Raw genomic sequence first — 18,914 nt, forward strand, 5'->3', positions numbered from 1 at the left:
CTGCTGGCCTCGGCTTTGCCGAAAGCTGCGCCAGCAGAGACGGGATAGACCGCTTTCATAATCGCTCCAAGTCGCCAGATACATGCTTGAACGCCTCAGCGTGAAAGACTGCGGTTGCGACACCAAGACACGAGGAAACGCCTTGGGTCTGCGCTGGGCAGTCGTTCGGTGTAAGCCGAGCGCTTCAAATACACGTGCCAAATAGCCCGCGTGCACATCTGTTCCGACTTTTCCGCGTGGTGGCGGTTCACCTTTTTCTATGCAGGCGATGGCGGCGAGCGCGTGCGGCGGCGCTCAGCCAGGGCGTCGGCATCGAGTGAGCGGGGCGAAGGGCGAGGCCGGCGCGGTCAGTCTGAGGAGAGTGCCCAGGGCTGATTGCCGGAAAAGGCATCGACCAGATAGTCGATCATTACCCTGACCTTGGCAGGCGGGCGACGGTCGGGCGGGTAGACCACATGGATACCGCCAAGCCCGACGCATGGCTGATCCAGTTCGATGGCGACCAGCTCACCGCGGCGCAGCGCCTTGGCCACGATGAACTGCGGCTTGTAGATCAAGCCCTGGCCACCAATGGCGGCGGCCACCAAGGCTTCGCCGTTATTGGCAACCAGATCGCCGTTGACCGCGATGCGCACCTCGCCATTGCGGCCAAAGGGCCAGACCTTGGCTGCGGCTAGGTTTGGCAGGCTGTAACCCAGGCAGTTGTGCTGACCCAGATCGGCGACGCTGCGTGGTACGCCACGTTCGTCCAGATAGCGCGGCGCGGCGCAGACCACCAGCGGGCAATCTGCAAGCTGCCGTGCCTGCATGGAGCTGTCCTGCAGCTGGCCGATACGCACGGCCATATCCCAGCCGCCGTCGATCAGGTCGACGCGGCTGTCGGTAAGACCGAGTTCCACCTTTACCGCCGGGTGGCGGCGACTGAATTCCGGAATGAGCGGGGCGATGAACTGCGTGCCAAATGTGAGCGGCACGTTCATGCGCAACAGCCCGGTCGCCTCGATCCGCTGCGAGGCGACGCTGGCTTCAGCTTCTTCGATCTCCGGCAGGATGCGCTGGCAGGCTTCCAGGTAGTTGCTGCCAGCCTCGGTAAGGCTGAGGCGTCGGGTGCTGCGGTGAAACAGCTTGACCCCCAGGCGGCTCTCCAGCGCATCGACGTGCTTGCTGGCCATGGCCGGCGACATGTCCAGATGACGCGCCGCGGCGGACAGGCTGCCGGCCGTAGCGGCACGGGTGAAAACGCGCATGCTGGTGATTCGGTCGAGCATTGCAGCTCCTGCTATGAGTAAAAACTGTTAGTGCGTTTCGCCTGGTTCTCACACTTGCGAGTGTAGCCCATGCTTGGTACACCTCACTGGAGCCAGAACGCAATGACTGCCAACTCAGCAATGCCCAGCCAAACCATGCCGACCCTGTTCGTCCCTCACGGCGCGGGGCCCTGCTTCTTCATGGAGTGGAACCCGCGGCACGCCTGGGATGCGATGGCCGACTTCCTCAAGGGCATCGCCGCGACCCTGCCAGCCAAGCCGACCGCCATCGTTCTGGTTTCCGGCCACTGGCTGCAGCCGACCTTCAGCGTCACCAGTGCCGCGCGGCCCGGGCTGATCTACGACTATCACGGCTTTCCGCCGCATACCTATGAGTTGCGCTATCCGGCACCGGGCGCGCCGGCCCTGGCTGGACGTATCGCCGCCTTGCTCGACAGTGCGGCGCTGGGCGTTCGTGAGGATGCGCAGCGCGGCTTCGACCACGGCATGTTCATCCCGCTGAAGCTGATGTTCCCCGCTGCGGATATTCCGGTGGTGCAGCTCTCGTTGCGCAACGATCTCGACCCGTTGGCGCACATCGAGGCCGGTCGCGCTTTGCAGGTGCTGCGCGACGAAGGGGTGCTGATCGTCGGCAGCGGCATGAGCTTTCACAACATGCGCGGCTATGGCGACCCGCGTTTCGCTCCGATTTCAGACGAATTCGATCATTGGCTCAGCGCTGCGGTCGAACTGCCGCCCGGCGAGCGTGACCGGACGCTGCAGCGCTGGGAAGACGCTCCGGCGGCGCGCCTGTGTCACCCGCCCAAGGCCGAGGACCACCTGATCCCGCTGCTGGTGGCTGCCGGCGCGGCTGGCGATTCGATCGGGCGCAAGGTCTTCAGCGACCGCGTCATGCACACCACGCTGTCGGCCTACCGGTTCGGCTGACGCGCACATTTCATCGAGGGGAACACCATGTACCGATCCCATAGCCGAATCACGGCGAGCAATCCGTCGCGCTTGATCAAGCGCCTGTGCAATCACTGGCGGCACAAGTTTGCCGTGCAGCTGGACGAGCAGGGCGGCGTGATCGAACTACCGCTCGGCCGCTGCAGCCTCCGCGCCAGTGAGGGCTGTCTGCACGCGCAGTTGGAGTCTGCCGATCAAGCCAAGCTGCCGCAGTTCCAGAAGGTGGTCGCCGAGCATCTGGAGCGCATGGCCGGCGACGAGTCGCTGGTAATCCGCTGGCAATCCGAAGCGGGTGCCGCGCCAGCCGTACAGCAGGTCGAAAACCGGACGCTCGATTCGAGAAGCCGCTACGGCACCGTTTCGCGGGTGTTTCACTGGCTGATGGCGCTGCTGATCGTCTGGCAATTTCTCAAACTGGGCGACCGCATCGGCGAAGGTGAGCACTGGGTCGGCCAGACCCTGGTGCCCTGGCACGTCTCCCTGGGCGCCGTGCTGATGGTCCTGGTGTTGCTGCGCATCGTCTGGTCGCTGAGTCAGCTCAAGCAGCGGCCGCAGCATGATCCGGCCACCGCGTGGCTGGTCACGGGCGGCCACATGGCGCTGTACGCTTGCATGCTGCTGATGCCAATCACCGGTGTGCTGTATCTGGTCGGCAATGGCTACGGCCTGAAGGTGTTCGGTCAGCAGCTGGTAGAAAAAGGCCCGGAAATCGCCTGGGCGGCTTCGGTCGGTGACGTGCACTCACCGCTGGCTTGGCTGACCGTGCTGTTGGTGGCCGGGCACGTTGGTGCAGCCCTGTATCACCGGCTGGTCAAACGTGACGACATCATGCAGCGCATGCTCTGATGCCGATTGCTCTGACTCACTGGCTGCTCAACGCGAAGTTCGGCAGCGATTCCACCGGCTGGCTAAAGCGGAAGGGAATCGACAGCATTGAGCTGCCATAGGGTTTCTGCACCACGAAATGCAGATGCGGGCCGGTGCTACGACCGGTATTGCCAGACTTGCCGAGCAACGTGCCGACTTTCACCTGCTGCCCCGGCTGGACGCGCACCGAACCACGGCTCAGATGCAGATAGGCGCTGTGGGTACCGTCGTCATGTTCGATACGCACGTAGTTGCCGCCCGGGTCCGGCAGGCGTCCTGCCTGGCCATCGCGAATTTTCACTACTTTGCCCTCCCGGGCGGCGACGATCGGGGTGCCGATCGGCATGGCGATGTCCACCGCATAACGGCCGCTAGGCGAGTTGTGACTGAAATCGCCGCCGGCCCCCTGAGAGATACGAAAAGGGCCGCCTTGCCAGGGCAGGGCATAGGCCGGGCCATCGACCGTGCCGGGTTGATCCGGCTCAGGCGAGTAGATCAGCGCATAGCTGAACGAATGCTTGAACATGATCGGCCCGCCTGCCTGGCGTTTGCTCAGCGTGGCGACGCGAACCCGGCTGTTGGCCGGCACCGTCTTGCGGATCACACCCTTGCCGACCCCGGCCACATTGACCATGCGTGTCAGGCGCAGGGTGACCTCGACCGGCACCTGCAGCGTGTTGCTGACGTCCATCGCCTTGCCGCTACCGGCGCGGTTGATCAGCAAGCGCACCGAGCCTGGCTTGTCGGTTGCTTTCGGTTGATTACTGCTGGCCAGGGCGGGAGCCAGTGGCGCAAGGCCGATCAGCATGAGAAGGGGATAAATAAGCGGTCGCAGAAAGAGCATGACGTGTGATCCATCACGGAAAAGACAAGGCTGCTGGCGACAAGCAGGACGAATCCGTTGGTTGTTCAGGGAAGCCGCGCTGGTTTTGGGACTTGGGTCACGCAGCGAGGTTCACTGCCGCATGTCGTTTTTTTGAAAGGCACACAGCCACAACGTGAATCCGGCCCGGATTGCTCACGGTAAGAGCGCCGCTTGAAAGAGTGATGAGGGATGAGAGGGGCGTAGCCATCCTGAACAGGAAGGAGCGCCCCAAACCCGGACGGGTCGGGGCGCCTTTGCTCACTCGTCGGACTTGATCAGTTCCAGCAGCAACAACGAGCGGCCGGTCACCGCGTACTCGTCGTTGAAGTCGAAACGCTCAGGCCGCGCAGTCGGGTGATTGGTGTCTATCAGGCGGTTCCAGTAGATACCCTGGGGTACCTCCGGCAGCGCGAAGTTCACCAGATCGTGATGCGCGTTGACGATGATCAGCAGCGTGGCATCGGAGCCTGCACGGCGGATGCCGGTAGGCTGTGCACGGCCGTCGAGCAGCATGCCCATGCAGCGATTGTGCGCATCTTCCCACTGCTCGATGGTCATCTCTTCGGCATTCGGCGCCAGCCAGGTGACGTCCTTGACGCCCAGCTCTTCGTTGTAGGCGCCGACCAGGAAACGGCTGCGGCGCAGCATCGGGAAGCGCTGGCGCATGCGGATGAGCTTGCGGGCGAAGCCCAGCAGACCGTAGCTGTCCTCGCTGATATCCCAGTTCACCCAGCCGATCTCGCTGTCCTGGCAGTAGGCATTGTTGTTGCCGTGCTGAGTACGGGCGAACTCGTCACCGGCGACGATCATCGGCGTGCCCTGGGAGAACAGCAGCGTGGCGAGGAAATTGCGCATCTGCCGATAGCGCAGCTCGTTGATCTCCGGGTCCTCGGTATGCCCCTCGACGCCGTGGTTCCACGACAGGTTGTTGTCGCTGCCGTCGCGGTTGCCTTCGTCGTTGTCTTCGTTGTGCTTGTGGTTGTAGGACACCAGGTCCTTCAGCGTGAAGCCGTCGTGGGCGGTGACGAAGTTGATCGAGCTGAATGGACGACGTCCGCGCTGGTTGAACAGATCGCCGGAACCGGTGAGGCGGCTGGCAAAATCCGCCAGCTGGCCATCGTCGCCTTTCCAGAACGAGCGCACCGTGTCGCGGAACTGGTCGTTCCATTCTGCCCAGCCCGGTGGAAAGCCGCCGACCTGATAGCCGCCGGGGCCGCAGTCCCAAGGCTCGGAAATCAATTTGGTCTTGGCCAGTACCGGGTCCTGGCGACAGGCGACGAGGAAGCCGTGACGTTCGTCGAAGCCGTCGTGTTCACGGCCGAGAATGGTCGCCAGATCGAAGCGGAAACCATCCACGTGCATCTCGGTGGCCCAGTAGCGCAGCGAGTCGGTGACCATCTGCAGTACGCACGGGTGGCTCATGTCCAGCGTGTTGCCGGTGCCGGAATCGTTGATGTAGTAACGCTTGTCATCCGGCATCAGGCGGTAGTAAGAGGCGTTGTCGATGCCGCGCATGGAGAGGGTCGGGCCCCGTTCGTTGCCTTCGGCCGTGTGGTTGTAGACCACGTCGAGAATCACCTCGAGGTCGGCGTTGTGCAGGTGCGCGACCATTTCCTTGAACTCGGTGATCTTGCCGCTGGCCAGGTACTTGGGATGCGGCGCGAAGAACGCGATGCTGTTGTAGCCCCAGTAGTTGGCCATGCCTTTTTCGAGCAGGTGCTGGTCCTGGACGAAGGCATGGATCGGCAACAGCTCGATCGACGAGACGCCAAGCTTGCGGATGTAGTCGATCACTTCCGGCGTCTTGAAGCCGGCGAAGGTGCCGCGCACATCGTCCGCCACCGCCGGGTGGCGCATGGTGTAACCACGTACATGGGTCTCGTAGATGATCGTCTTGTCCCAGGGCACCTGTACCGGGTGATCGCGACCCCAGGTGAACGCCGGGTCGATGACCTTGCACTTGGGCACGAAGGGCGCACTGTCGCGCTCGTCGAAACTGAGGTCGCCATCGGGATGACCGATGGTGTAGCCAAACAATGCCTCCGACCATTTCAGCTCGCCCACCAGCTGTTTGGCGTAGGGGTCGATCAGCAGCTTGTTGGGGTTGAAACGATGGCCATTCTCCGGATCGTACGGGCCATACACCCGGTAGCCGTAGATCAGCCCCGGATGCGCATCCGGCAGGTATCCATGCCAGATCTCGTCGGTGTACTCGGGCAGTTCGATGCGCTCGAGCTCGACTTCACCGCTGGAGTCGAACAGGCACAGCTCAACCTTGGTGGCGTGGGCAGAGAAAATGGCGAAATTGACACCCAGGCCGTCCCAGGTAGCCCCGAGAGGGAAGGGCAAGCCCTCGCGAATCCTGGATGGGGTCATGACCTGTGGCGCTTGGGGCTTTTTCTTACTCATGAAATCTCCAAGGATGGATTCAGCAAGGCGTGCCGAAACGAGCGTCGGCGCGAACGATCATTCGACCGATCCGGCGCCGACAAGATGCCTGCCGCCGGTCAGCTTTCCTTCTTTGCGCGCGGGGTGCGGGTTTTCTTCATGACCTCCGGAGTTCCGGCCTTGGCGGCGGTATCAGCTTTCGGCGCGGCGCGGCTGGCACGGGGTTTGGTAGCCGGTGCTTCCTTGGCCTTCGCTTTGGGCGTGGCGTCGGTGGGTTTGGTCGCAGTCTTGCGCGGGCGACTGGCCGGCTTGGCTTCAGCGGCGCCATGCTCGGCCTCGACCAGTTTGCGGGCCATGGCCCAATGGCGCTCCTCCTCACCTTCGGGGCAGCCCTCGGATTGCCAGATCTGATAAGCGAACTCGCGGATACGTTGCTCTTCTGAACTCATTGTTGGGATTCTCCTGTTGCTCTTATGTAGACGTATGCAGGACGGCCGCTGGCAGTCCGTCCAGAACCCGCGCAGCCTCAAGGCTGGCTTGTTGGGATGTGACTGCCGTTGCGTCGAAAAGTCGCTCGAATTCACTACCGTCCAGCGCCTCGGGCAGGGCGATCCTGGTATCGCCCCAACGCTCGGTCGGCACCTTGGGTATTTCGCTGTCACCCAGCAGTCCCGCGACCAGACGCGGCACCACGACCACCAGCCATTCGCCGTCCAGCTCGCGAGCGAAGGCCAGCAGATGCTCGGCCTGTTCACCGGACACCGTAAGCGGTAGATACCGCCCTTCGCTGAACAACCGCGGATAGCGGCGGCGCAGCTGCAACGTACGGCTGATCACGCACTGCTTGATGCGACCGTCGTGCCAGCTTTGCAACAGCTGGTCGAACGAAGCACTACCGTCGAGACTGCGCTGCCGTGCAGCGAAGTCCACCGGCCTGCGGTTGTCCGGGTCGACCAGACTGAAATCCCAGTATTCGGTGCCCTGATAGAGGTCCGGTACGCCCGGCGTGGTCATGCGCAGCAGGCTCTGCACGAGGCCGTTCAACGCACCGGCAGGGGCCAGCTCGGCCGCGGCTGCGGCGATTTCGTCCCGTAATGGTGCGCCTTCGCTGGCCAGCAACAGATGTTCGACATACTGGCGACAGGCGCCTTCGTAGTCGCCGTTGGGGTCGCTCCAGGTGGTACGCAGCTTGGCTTCGCGCAGCGCCTTTTCCTGCCACTGCAGGATGCGCGCACAGAATTGCTCCATCGCTGCCTTGTCGTCTGCACGGAGGTCCAGCGGCCAGCAGCCGAGCAGTATCTGAAACAGCATCAGTTCGTCGGCGGGCGAGGGCGCGGGGCCGTCGCCGAGCTGCTGGATGCGGCTGGCCGCCATGTCACGCCAGCGCCGCACCTTGCCGGCGAACCAGTCGCCCCGCTCGCTGATCACGGCCATGCGTGCCCGGGTATCCTCGCCACGCTTATGGTCGTGGGTCGCGGTGGTCAGCATGTTGCGCGGGAAATGCTCGGCGCGTTGCAGGCACTCATCGTGAAACGCCTGCAGCGGCGCACTGAAGTGCTGCGGATCGAAGCCCACATCGTTGCGCGAGAGCAGGATGCCGGAACGGTAGCAGGCGGTGTCCTCGACTGCCTTGGCCGCGGCTGGCGAAGTCAGCTGCTGGAAGCGCGTGCAGGCGTAGCGGCGGATCTTGCGCAGATTGCGTGGCAGCTGCCGCAGGTTTTCGCCGCCCAGCCAGCGCTGCAGATGCTCGAGCAGCGGCCAGTCGGCTTCGCTCAAGGTCGTCTTCGCGCCGTCCAGCGCCCGCTGGAAGAACGGTTCGTCCGCTTCGCGGCGGCCAGGCGCAGCGATATAGGTGCGGTACACCGGGAAGTGGATGATCAGCTCCAGCAGCGCCCGGCGAATCGCACCGAGGGTGATGTCACGGGTCATTACGTCGCCGCGGGCGACCTGCAGCAGCGCCTGCGCGACGGTTTCGAAATCGCCGGCCAAGGGGCCGGTCAGCACCAGCTGGCGGGCCTGGCGCGCTTCCTCGAGAAAGTCGGTGGTGCGCCCGCTGGTTTCGCTCCATAGCGCGCAGAGCAGCGCTTCTCCGGCCGGATCGTGCTGCAGCAGCGAAACCTGATTCATGAACTCGTAACCGGTGGTGCCATCCACACCCCAGTCGTCATGCAGGCGCTCGCCACCAGCGAGGATTTTCTCGACGTAGATCGGCACGTGGTCCTGCACCGCGTCCTGCGGGCGCCCGGCATTCAGCCGATCGACGCGTCGGCGCAGGCGCCTGCAATAACCACGCGGATCGGCCAGACCGTCGATATGGTCGATGCGCAGACCATCGACCAGGCCATCGCCGATCAGCTCGAAGATCTTCGCGTGGGTTTCCTCGAACACCACCGGACGTTCGACGCGCAGACCGCCCAGCTCGTTGATGTCGAAGAAGCGCCGCCAGTTGATGTCGTCACCCGCGGTGCGCCAGCTGGCCAGCCGGTAATTCTGCCGTTCGAGCAGGCTGTGCAAGCGACGGAAGCCGTCATCAGTGGTGGAGTCATAGGTGCCGAGCGCCTGTTCCAGAGCCTGGCGGGTATCGGCGTTCTGCAATTGCTCGGCAAGTTCGGCTCGCAGCAAGCGCGCCGCCTGGTAGGGTGCCGGCTCGGTCTTCAGGGCATCGAAGTGCTGCGCCAGGGCGCGTAACTGCTGCTGGTCGGCAGCCCGCAACACTTCGCCGTAGCTCGGCGGGGTAATCGGGAAGCGATGCTCGTAGTGCTCGGCATACAGCGCGCCATTGTCGATATCCAGGCACAGCTTGATGGTGCCTTGCTGCAATGCGTCGCCATAGTCACTGCCGAGGAAGGGCACCAGAAGCTGGCCTTCGAGCAACGGATCGGGCGAATTCCATTCGATGTCGAAGAACTGCGCGTAGGGGCTGCGGCGGCCCCACTCCAACACATCCAGCCACCAGGCATTGCCGGAGCCACCGACGGCCATGTGATTGGAGACGATGTCGAGGATCAGCCCCATACCCTTGGCGCGCAGGGCTTCGACGAGGCGATGCAGGGCAGGCTCGCCACCCAGCTCCGGATTGATGCGGGTCGGATCGATGACGTCGTAGCCGTGCATGGAACCGGGACGGGCGGTGAGCAGCGGCGAGGCGTAGATATGGCTGATGCCAAGCTCGGCGAAGTAGTCAACCAGTGCAGTGGCGTCGTCCAGGGTGAAGTCGCGGTGAAACTGCAGTCGCAGGGTTGCGGTAAGGTCTTTCATCGATGCGCAGCTCCACGATGGTTACGACGGGCCTGCGCAAAGGACGCCAGCCGACGGCTGCTGGCCGGGCTGTCGAGCAACGTTGCACTGTCGCCGGGATAGCGGCGACGCCAGTTGGGATGGGTTTCGACGATGCCGGGCATGTTGGTCTGTTCTTCCAGACCGAGTGCATCTTCCACCGGCACCAGCACCAGTGGCGCCGGGGTATGGGCCAGGAAGCAGATGGCGGCATCGACAGCGTCCTCGGCGCTCAACAGCACATCCGGATTCTTGCCGCTGTATTCGCACAGAGCGCGATTCAGGCCGGCGCGCTCCTTCTCGCGTGCTCGCCACTGGGCGTCGCGGTCGGATTCGGGCACCTGACCGACCTTGATGCGCCAGTCGATATCGTGACCTCGCCACCAACCCGTCAGGGTCGGGATGTCGTGGGTGGTGCTGGTGGCCAGCGCCTGCGCCGGATACTGCGCAGGCGTCTGGAAATGCCCGTCGTGCTGTTCGAACAGCAGGACCCGCATGCCGAGGATCCCGCGAGCCGCGAGCACATCGCGCAGGCCGTGGGGAATGGTGCCGAGGTCCTCGCCCAGGATCACCGCCTGGTGGCGCCAGGCTTCGAGGCAGAGCAGGCGCAGCATGTCGTCGAACGGAAAGTTGAGATACACGCCGCGCTTCGGGTCGGCACCGGCAGGGACGACCCACAGACGCTTCAGGCCCAGCACATGGTCGATGCGCATGCCGCCGGCGTGGGCGAGGTTGGCGCGCAGCATTTCGATGTAGGCGCGAAAGCCGTTCTGTTGCAGGCCCCAGGGCGAGAACGCGGAGATGCCCCAGTTCTGGCCGTCGCGATTCATGATGTCCGGCGGCGCCCCGACGCTCAGCGAAGCCAACAGCTCAGCCTGTCGGCTCCAGGCCTGGCTGCCGCCACCATCGGCGCCGACCGCGAGGTCGGAAATCAGGCCGATGCGCATGCCGGCGCTGCGCGCGGCGACCTGGGCGCGCTCCAGTCCGCGGGCCATGAGCCACTGACCAAAAGCGTGATAGCTCACCTCGTCGGCGTGTTCGCGGGCGAATGCGTCCACGGCTGGGCTAGCCGGATCGCGATACTCGCTTGGCCAATCGCTCCAGTGCTGGGTATGGCCTTGTGCATTGCGCAGATGGGTGTGCAGGACTTCGAAACGGCAGTGGTTTTCCAGCGCCTCGCCACCGTTCGCACGGAAGCTGTCGAAATCCACCTGCAAGGGGTTGCCGCCCTTGCTGAAGTCGTCGAACAGCTGGCGTAGCAGGCGTTGCCGCGACTGGGCGACGGCAGGCCAGTCGATCAGATCCAGGCGCTCGAGCCGTTCCAGTTCTTCGCCGAGTCCGCAGGTCTCGATGGCCTGGCGCAGCGGCCGCTCGCCGAGGATTGCCCCGGGTGCCGCATGCAGCACGTTGAAGAACAGTCGGCTCGACGGCGAGTAGGGGCTGTACTGGTTGATGTGCGCGCTGAACATGGCATGAACCGGGCTGATACCCAGCGCATCGGCACCATGAGCAGCAGCGTTGCTCACCATCGACTCCAGCGCCTGGGTGTCGCCCAGGCCGCCGTCACCGGCTCGTCGCAAGCTGTACAGCTGGGCCGTCAGCCCCCAGGCATCGGCACCGGCGATCTGCGCGACGGTGGGACAGGACAGCGGGGCGATGGCCACGGTCAGCTGATGCTTGTCGATCGTCAGGCGGTAATAGCCAGGGGCGTCGATGGCCGGCAAACGCGCCTGGTAATCGAGCGTGCCCTGCTGGACGCCGCCATCTTCTGCCTGCAGCTCAAAGCGACTGGCGGCGGGAAAGTAGGCGGAAAGGTCCAGTGCAGCGTGCTGATCGCAGGTGAGCAGCGGAGGCACGCCGCCGTGGTTGTTCTTGTGCGCAAGGATCTCAAGGCTGGCGTCGATATCTGCATCGGTTTCCGCCGCCAGCCCAAGGCAGGCGAGTACCTCGCGCAGGACGGCCGGCTCGACCCGCTGTTCACGGTTGTCGGCATCGATCCAGTCAATGGAAAGCCCGGCGGCTTCCGCCAGGCGGATCAGGGCTTCGTCGCTCATTTGGCTTTCTCCAGATACAGCTTGGCCATACGAGGCGGCAATTGGTCGGGCGTGTTCGCATCCGACTCACGGCTGGCGAACAGCAGTTGCGCGGCGGTAGACGAGGCGGGCAGTGGAGCGGCTTGTTCGCCGAGGTTCAGCTCGAGGCGCAATTGACAGCCATCACCCAGCTGCCAGCGGGCAAGCACGGCGGCTTCGCCGAGCACGCTGCAGCCGAGAAACGCCGCACCGGGCAGGCGTGGAACGATCTCGGCATGGCGAATGCTGAGTAGCTGGCGGTACAGCGCATGCCATTCGGCGTGCCCCGGTTGCGTCTGCGCTCCGAAGTCCGGCCGCGACTGCTCGAATGTGGCTACGGCGTTGGGGTCGGGTATGCGCTCGCGAGTGGCCTCGTCGGCAAACTCGGAAAATTCGGCAAACTCGCTGCGGCGGCCTTCGCGCACCGCGTCGGCCAGTTCGCCGTGATGGCTGGTGAAGAACAGGAAAGGCTGCCGGGAGCCCCATTCCTCGCCCATGAACAGCAGCGGGACCATTGGCGATAGCAGAAGCACCGCGGTCGCTGCGCGAAGTGCGTCGGCATTGGTCAGCGTAACCAGGCGATCGCCAAAGGCGCGGTTGCCGGTCTGGTCATGGTTCTGCAGGAACAGCACGAACGACGACGGTGACAGATGCGCGCTGGGCTCGCCACGGGCCTCGCCACGGCGGTTGTTCTGCCCCTGATAGATGAACCCTTCGCCGAGAAAGCGCGCCAGCTTGGCGGTCGCGTCCTGATGGTAGTCGGCGTAGTAGCCCTGGCTCTCGTCGGTGAGCAGCGCATGCAGCACATTGTGGCCGTCGTCGTTCCACTGCGCGGTAAAGCCCTGGGTCAGCAGGCTGGAACGGTTGTCCTCGTTTTCCAGCACCAGATGCACATGGCGACCGGGCTCCACGGTGGCATGCACGCGCTCGGCCAGCTCGGTGAGGAAGCTGCGGTCGGGAATGGCATGCACGGCATCGAAGCGCAGCCCGTCGAAACGGTAGTCCATCAGCCACATCAACGCGTTGTCGATGAAGAAATCTCGGACTTCACGGCGGCGGAAATCGATGCCATCGCCCCAGGGTGTCTGCTGGTCGTGGCGGAAGAAGTGCTTGGCGTAGCGGCCGAGGTAATTGCCGTCCGGGCCGAAGTGGTTGTAGACCACATCGAGAAATACCATCAGGCCGAGGCCGTGGGCGGTATCGATCAGGTGCTTGAGCTCTTCCGGGCTGCCATAGGCCGCTTCCGGTGCGTAGGGCAATACGCCGTCGTAACCCCAGTTGCGGTCGCCGGGAAATTCGGCAATGGGCATCAGTTCGATGGCCGTCACGCCCAGTTCGGCGAGCGCGGCGAGGTGCTCTTCCATTGCGGCAAAACCGCCATACAGACCGACATGGGTCTCGTACAACACGGTTTCGTGCCAGGGCCGGCCGCGCCAGTCGGCGTTGCGCCACAGGTAGTTATTGTGGGTATCGATCACCAGGCTCGGCGCATGCACGTCACCCGCCTGAGCGCGCGAGGCAGGGTCGGGCACATGCAGTTCATCGTCGATGAGAAATCGGTAGAGCGTACCGGCCCCATATGGAGCATCGATGCTGTACCAGCCTTCTTCAGTAGCGGTCATCGGCAGCGTTTGTGCGCCTACAACGATCAGACTGACGTTTTGCGCATCGGGCGCCCAGAGTCGGAAGCGGGTATTCCCGTCTTCCAGCAACTCCGGCCCGTGATGCCCGATATGGGCACGCTGCTTCTGCATTTAACGACCTCTTCAGATTAGATGACGAACCTCGCGGCGCTCTCCGAGCAGCTGCTGGTAAAGCGCGTCATAGGGCTCGATGGCATGGCGCCAGAAAAATCCGGCCGCCATTGCACGGCAGCGCATGGCACTGAGCAGTTGCGGATGCTGATGAATCGACAGGGCCCGCTGCACCGCCTGGCGGTAGCTGGCGACATCGGGCTCGTTGAAGAGGAAGCCGGTGACGCCATCCTCGATGGAGTCGGCCAGACCACCCGTGCGCCGCGCGATGGGAAGGGAGGCATAACGCTGGGCGTACATCTGGCTAAGACCGCACGGCTCGTAGCGCGACGGCATCAGCAGGAAGTCGCTGCCGGCGAACAGGCGCCGAGCATCGGTTTCGTTGAAGCCGATGTGGGCTGCAACTCGACCGGGATACTGAGCCGCGAGCTGCCGGACCTCGTCTTCGATGTGATGATCGCCCTGACCCAGAATTGCCAGCTGGCCACCGCCTTCGACGATGGCATGCGCGACGTCGAGGGTCAGGTCGACACCCTTTTGATGGACCAGGCGCGAGACCACCGCGAACAGCGGCGCACCACATTGCTCGAGCCCAAACGAGTTGCGGATATAGGCAGCATTGGCTTCTTTGCCAGCCCAGTTTCGCGCACTGAAACCGCTCACCAGATAGGGGTCGCTTTCCGGTGCCCAGCTTTCGTCGATGCCGTTGAGAAGCCCGCTGAGCAGGCCCTGGCGGGCTTTCATGCTGAGAAAGCCTTCCATGCCACAGCCGAACTCGGGCGTGGTGATTTCCTCGGCGTAGGTGGCGCTGACCGTGGTCACACGGTTGGCGTAGGCGATACCGGCCTTGAGCAGCGACAGCTTGCCGTAGAACTCCATGCGCTCGGGGTCGCAGGCCTCCGCTGGGATACCCAGCAACCGCCGTTGCGACATGTCGATATTGCCCTGATAGGCAAGGTTGTGAATGGTGAACACGCTTGGCGTATTCAGGCCGCGCCAGCGCATGTAGGCGGGCGTCAGGCCAGCTGGCCAGTCGTGTGCGTGTACGAGTTCCGGCGCCCAGCGGATGCAGGCCGTGCCAGCAGCGATCTCTGCAGCAGCCAGGCCGAGGCGGGCGAAGCGCACCGGGTTGTCCGGCCAGTCATTACCGTGGACATCGCCGTAGGGCGAACCTTCGCGTTCGTAGAGTTCGGGGCAAATCAGCACATAGATGATCAGGCCATCCGGCATGTCCATCCGGCCGATGCGGCAGCCTGGGATTTCGGCATAGCTGCTCAGCGAGCCGACGATGCGAATGGCGTGGCCACTGTTGATGACCTGCGAAAAACCGGGGATCAACACGCGCACGTCATGGCGTGCACCCAGCGCGCGGGGCAGAGCGGCGGACACGTCAGCGAGTCCACCGGTCTTGACCAGGTCGGTCAGCTCGGAAGTCACGAAAAGGATCTTGCGTTTGTCATCGTGGCTACTGCGAATCTGCAGGGCAGGGCGAGTAACCAGGGGTGGAGCAGGTTGGGCCTTCGGTGTTCCGGCAGGCCTAGCGTTCACAGCGGCAATACTCATCACGATCTCCCCAAAGCCCCGGGCTTCCAGATGCCGGCGCCAGCTACGAGCATATTTCTCCTATGCAACGATCTGATGACCGCCACATACCATGAACACGACCAGGCTAAATCTCGTTTTCGGAGCTGCCGCGAAGGCAGGCAGAGCTGCACTGGCCCTGCCAAAATCCAGACCCGGCGTCGCGGTAGAAGTTCTCAAAATCCGATCAACAACCGCGGCCGGAACTCGCAACCAGCCAACTTGCTCCGAATACACAGAGTCGTGAAGGCGATGACCCTGAAACTGCTGGAGCAAAAAACATGCAAGAGATCGAGCAAGTCGTGGCTTTTTTGCAGCGCGCGGAATTGACGCTGACCACCGCCGAGTCCTGTACCTGCGGTTTGATGGCTTCGCTGATGGGCGATATACCGGGCTGCGGCAAGGTGCTGGACAGCGGCTTCGTGGTCTATTCACCCAAGGCAAAGAACCGCCTGCTCAACGTCGACTTCGAAACCATCGAGCGATTCGGCCTCACCAGCGAGGAGGTGGCGCGCGAGATGGCGATTGGTGCGCTGAACGCCAGTGTCGCCACTCTGGCCATTGCCAATACCGGTGTTGCTGATGATGACCAGGAGGATGAGGGCGGCACCCAGTGCTACGCCTATGCACTGATGCGGGGCGAGCAACAGGTGGTGGTGAGCGAAACGGTGCAGTTCGAGGGTGATCGCGTGGAGATTCGCAAGCAGGCTGCGCGGTACGGTCTCACCCAGCTGCCGGTAAAGTACGAGCAATTATTGAAGAAGCTGGAAGAGCGCGCCGGCGAATAATCACACCGGCGGCTGGCGCTCCGGTTCCACATGCTCGGGCTGCGAAGTATCGACACGCTGCTTGTGGCCGACACTGAGATCCGCCCGAACCTGCGGCAGCGAATGCGGATACTGGCGCTGGATGAAGCCCAGCAGGTTCTCGCGGATATGACAGCGCAGGTCCCAGTTGCGCGACGAGTCCGGTGAACTCACTAGCGCACGCAACTGAATGGATTTTTCGCTGGTGTCGGTCACCTGCAGTACGCAAACCCGGCCATCCCATAGTTCGGGGACTTCCTTGCACAGCCGGCGCAGCTCTTCGCGCAGCGGCTCCAGTGGAAGCGAGTAATCGGCCCAGAGAAATACCGTCCCGATAAGGCTGGAGCCGCGGCGGGTCCAGTTCTGGAAAGGCTTCTCGATGAAGTACTGCAGCGGCACGACCAGGCGACGGTCATCCCAGATGCGCACGACGACGTAGGTACCGGTAATTTCCTCGATTCGGCCCCACTCGTTTTCGACGATGACCACGTCATCCAGGCGAATCGGCTGAGTCATGGCGATCTGCACGCCGGCGATCAGGTTGGCCAGCACCGGCCTCGCGGCGAAGCCCACGGCAAGACCGGCAAGGCCTGCCGAGGCCAGGAGGCTGGCACCGAACTGGCGGGCGCCGGGAAAGGTCATCAGCATCGCCGCCGCACCCACCAGCAGCACGAAAAACGCCAGCGTGCGGAGCAACACCCGCGATTGTGTCTGGATCTGCCGAGCACGCAGGTTGTCGACCACATCCACCGGGTTGCGCAGCAGAATGAACTGCTGCAGCCCGCGCAGCAGACGCATCACCAGCCAGGTGAGGGTCGCGATGATCAGCAGGGTGGTGATATGGCGTGCGCCATCGATCAGTAACAGGTCATCGGACGCCGACGTCCATACGCCCTGAAGCCCTATCAGCGGCAATAGAAGCCGAATCGGTTTCTCCAGTTGCTCGGACAACTCGCGAGTAAACAGAAACGCCCGGGCCAGACGCAGCATCAGGGCCGTCAGCAAACGGCCGAACAGACTCAGTACCAGCACCACGAACAGCGCGGCCGCCAGCGTGCGCAACGCCGGCTGGCTGATGTATTGGTCCCATTGCAGAAGGAAGGCAGGAAGTTCGATAGCGCAGCTCCGGTCGGCGTTCGTCAGGGCCAGTGACAGACCGCATCGGGCAAAAGTTCAGCACGCGCCGCGTGCCTGCCACGCCGGTCGGGTGGTTGGAACTCTTGCCGGCAGGTTCTTTCACAAAATCAAGCGGGCCGATCCTCTAGCCCTGTTTTTTTAGACCTGACCGGAGATATCCAATGCAAAGTGCACAGACCGGCACCGATGTCCGTATCGAACGCCTTATCGAGTGGCTGCGCGACGCGCATGCCATGGAAGCACAGGCCGAAACCATGCTGAACAAGCAGGCCAGTCGCATCGAGCACTACCCGCAGCTGAAGGCACGCATCGAGCAACACATCACCGAAACGCAGAACCAGGCCAGGTTGATCGAAAGCTGTCTGCAGCGTTACGACAAATCCTATTCGGGCCTCAAGGACCTGGGCGGCAAAATGATGGCGATGGGGCAGGCCATGGGCGGCATGATGGTCAATGACGAGATCGTCAAAGGCGCGCAGATGGGCTACGTATTCGAGAACCTCGAAATCGCCTCCTACAAGATCCTCATCGCCGCGGCCGAGGCGGTGGGCGATATGCAGACCAAGGAAGTATGCGAGCGCATTCTTGTGGAAGAGGTGGCGATGGCCGATTGGCTGCGTGATCACCTCGCCGAGCTGACCCAGGCCTACCTGACCCGTGCAGCTGAGCCTAACGTCGAAGCCAAGCGCTGATCACCTGATTGCAGGCCCGGTCGGCATTCGATCGGGCTTACCCGCCCCCTAGAAAGACCGGCACATGCATCGAGCACGGCATGTGTGCGGTGGTAACCACCGATGAGACCACGTCCTTTAGTCAAGACCCTGACCTTTGCCGTACTGCATTTCGCCACGGCGTTCATCGTCGTCTACGCGCTGACCGGAAGTATCGTGATAGGCGGCGCGGTTGCCCTGATCGAACCGCTATGCAACACGGTGGTGTTCTACCTGCACGAGCGTGCCTGGCAGCGCTTCGGGCGGCAGAAGCCTGTTCAGTCGCACAGTTACGGCCACGATGTGTTCCTCAAGTACATGGGCCGTGGCCAAACCGCGAGCAACCGTGTTGCCAGAACTCCGCGCTAACCGCCGGCCAGTCACTCTGTGCGATCAGCCAGATCGGCCTCCGCGCGCAGGGTGCTGCGCGTGGCGCACATTTCGATTCGCAGTTCCTGAGCCAGACGCACGAGGTTCGCCGCATCTCGGCATTGGTCATACGAAATGCCGAGCACGGTCAGTTCTTCGTCTGGCGGTTCGTGGTAGAGGCGCACACTGAGTGAACTGTCGGGCTCTGCACGGCACTCGCACTGAAAGGGCCGCAGATAGGTGTGCAGGATTGCTTCGATCTTGAACAGAGGAAGACGCGTATTCATAAATCCTCCCTAGATAGGAGGTGACTTGAGCGCAGCACTGCGTCAGCTGCGCACCCCTGGTTTCCCGACGTCTCTCAACCGTAGCAGCGACCGCCGAGATGTAAATGCGGCGATATGTCCACTCAGCGGATTAAGCCGAGCAAAGGCTCTACGAAGCGGCCTTTGCCCGATGCCGCTTATCGGAACGTCCGCTCGGGCTCAATCGCCGTTAGCTGAACTCATACCAGCTGCGGATGACCAAATTAAGTACTAGCCCAGCGGAGATTCGAGATGAAAAGACTGATGCTCGCGGCAACCCTCAGCGCGCTGTTCGCGACTCCGACCATGGCCCAGTTTCCGGCCGGCACGCCGCGGGACGATACCGGTTCACGTCCTAGCCCGATGGGCAATCCCACGCCGCAGGAAGAGGTCGAAACCCGCAAGGATCATCAAGGCCGCACGGTGACCGAAGATGGTCGGCTCGTGGCGCCGCAGCCCGATAGCGAAGAGAAGTCGACAGACCCGGACCGGCACTCGGCGCCAGGCGGCCCCAACGACACCTCGACTGACGCTGGCAAGCTGGAATAAGCCACCAGCGAAGTCCCGC

Annotated in this window: 15 protein-coding genes and 1 pseudogene; 6 read left to right on the plus strand and 10 right to left on the minus strand. The window is 63.2% G+C overall.

Going from position 1 to position 18,914, the window contains the following annotated elements; all coding sequences use genetic code 11:
• Positions 1–347: 347 nt before the first annotated feature.
• Positions 348–1,268, minus strand: a complete 921-nt coding sequence (locus PSEST_RS10560) for a LysR family transcriptional regulator (RefSeq protein ID WP_015276981.1) — start codon at positions 1,266–1,268, stop codon at positions 348–350.
• A 102-nt stretch (positions 1,269–1,370) separates the two neighbouring features.
• On the opposite strand from PSEST_RS10560, the gene PSEST_RS10565 reads away from it, so the two are divergent.
• Positions 1,371–2,195, plus strand: coding sequence for a DODA-type extradiol aromatic ring-opening family dioxygenase (locus PSEST_RS10565; protein ID WP_015276982.1), 825 nt, complete (start codon positions 1,371–1,373; stop codon positions 2,193–2,195).
• Between the two features lie 27 nt (positions 2,196–2,222).
• Positions 2,223–3,062: a DUF2218 domain-containing protein gene (locus tag PSEST_RS10570; RefSeq protein WP_015276983.1), complete on the plus strand. Its 840-nt coding sequence runs from the start codon at positions 2,223–2,225 to the stop codon at positions 3,060–3,062.
• 16 nt (positions 3,063–3,078) lie between these two features.
• Here PSEST_RS10570 and PSEST_RS10575 read toward each other — a convergent pair whose 3' ends face one another.
• The 7 genes and pseudogenes from PSEST_RS10575 to glgA all read right to left on the minus strand — a co-directional run bounded on the left by PSEST_RS10575 (position 3,079) and on the right by glgA (position 15,001).
• Positions 3,079–3,927, minus strand: coding sequence for a M23 family metallopeptidase (locus PSEST_RS10575; protein ID WP_015276984.1), 849 nt, complete (start codon positions 3,925–3,927; stop codon positions 3,079–3,081).
• Positions 3,928–4,206: 279 nt separating this feature from the next.
• Complete coding sequence (gene glgX, locus PSEST_RS10580; RefSeq protein ID WP_015276985.1) at positions 4,207–6,357, minus strand: glycogen debranching protein GlgX; 2,151 nt, start codon at positions 6,355–6,357, stop codon at positions 4,207–4,209.
• A 98-nt stretch (positions 6,358–6,455) separates the two neighbouring features.
• Positions 6,456–6,785 (minus strand): DUF2934 domain-containing protein, encoded by a 330-nt coding sequence (locus tag PSEST_RS10585; protein WP_015276986.1) that lies wholly within the window; start codon positions 6,783–6,785, stop codon positions 6,456–6,458.
• Positions 6,782–9,594, minus strand: a pseudogene (locus PSEST_RS10590) (malto-oligosyltrehalose synthase). Before PSEST_RS10590 ends, PSEST_RS10585 begins: the two are co-directional and overlap by 4 nt.
• Positions 9,591–11,666 carry a 4-alpha-glucanotransferase gene (gene malQ / locus PSEST_RS10595; protein ID WP_015276988.1) on the minus strand — a complete coding sequence of 692 codons (2,076 nt, stop codon included), beginning with the start codon at positions 11,664–11,666 and terminating at the stop codon, positions 9,591–9,593. Before malQ ends, PSEST_RS10590 begins: the two are co-directional and overlap by 4 nt.
• A complete protein-coding gene (treZ, locus tag PSEST_RS10600) occupies positions 11,663–13,438 on the minus strand; it encodes a malto-oligosyltrehalose trehalohydrolase (RefSeq protein ID WP_015276989.1) in 1,776 nt (591 codons plus the stop codon). The genes malQ and treZ overlap by 4 nt, the downstream gene beginning before the upstream one ends.
• 12 nt (positions 13,439–13,450) lie before the next feature.
• The gene (gene glgA / locus PSEST_RS10605; RefSeq protein WP_015276990.1) at positions 13,451–15,001 is read right to left on the minus strand and encodes a glycogen synthase GlgA; all 1,551 of its coding nucleotides are present in this window, start codon (positions 14,999–15,001) and stop codon (positions 13,451–13,453) included.
• A gap of 299 nt (positions 15,002–15,300) precedes the next feature.
• Between glgA and PSEST_RS10610 the strand changes: the two genes are divergently transcribed.
• Entirely contained in the window at positions 15,301–15,807 is a 507-nt protein-coding gene (locus tag PSEST_RS10610) for a CinA family protein (RefSeq protein WP_015276991.1), read from the plus strand.
• On the opposite strand, the gene PSEST_RS10615 is transcribed toward PSEST_RS10610, so the two are convergent.
• Positions 15,808–16,920, minus strand: a complete 1,113-nt coding sequence (locus PSEST_RS10615; protein WP_041756617.1) for a mechanosensitive ion channel family protein — start codon at positions 16,918–16,920, stop codon at positions 15,808–15,810.
• Positions 16,921–17,123: 203 nt separating this feature from the next.
• Between PSEST_RS10615 and PSEST_RS10620 the strand changes: the two genes are divergently transcribed.
• Together PSEST_RS10620 and PSEST_RS10625 are read left to right on the plus strand one after the other, a co-directional pair.
• Positions 17,124–17,654, plus strand: a complete 531-nt coding sequence (locus PSEST_RS10620; protein ID WP_015276993.1) for a ferritin-like domain-containing protein — start codon at positions 17,124–17,126, stop codon at positions 17,652–17,654.
• Positions 17,655–17,756: 102 nt separating this feature from the next.
• Positions 17,757–18,041, plus strand: a complete 285-nt coding sequence (locus PSEST_RS10625) for a DUF2061 domain-containing protein (RefSeq protein ID WP_015276994.1) — start codon at positions 17,757–17,759, stop codon at positions 18,039–18,041.
• 11 nt (positions 18,042–18,052) lie between these two features.
• On the opposite strand, the gene PSEST_RS10630 is transcribed toward PSEST_RS10625, so the two are convergent.
• On the minus strand, positions 18,053–18,328 hold the full coding sequence (locus PSEST_RS10630; RefSeq protein WP_015276995.1) for a DUF1652 domain-containing protein: 276 nt from the start codon (positions 18,326–18,328) through the stop codon (positions 18,053–18,055).
• Between the two features lie 270 nt (positions 18,329–18,598).
• Between PSEST_RS10630 and PSEST_RS10635 the strand changes: the two genes are divergently transcribed.
• Entirely contained in the window at positions 18,599–18,895 is a 297-nt protein-coding gene (locus PSEST_RS10635; protein WP_015276996.1) for a hypothetical protein, read from the plus strand.
• Positions 18,896–18,914: the final 19 nt, after the last annotated feature.

This window comes from Stutzerimonas stutzeri RCH2 (assembly GCF_000327065.1).
Taxonomy (GTDB): domain Bacteria; phylum Pseudomonadota; class Gammaproteobacteria; order Pseudomonadales; family Pseudomonadaceae; genus Stutzerimonas; species Stutzerimonas stutzeri_AE.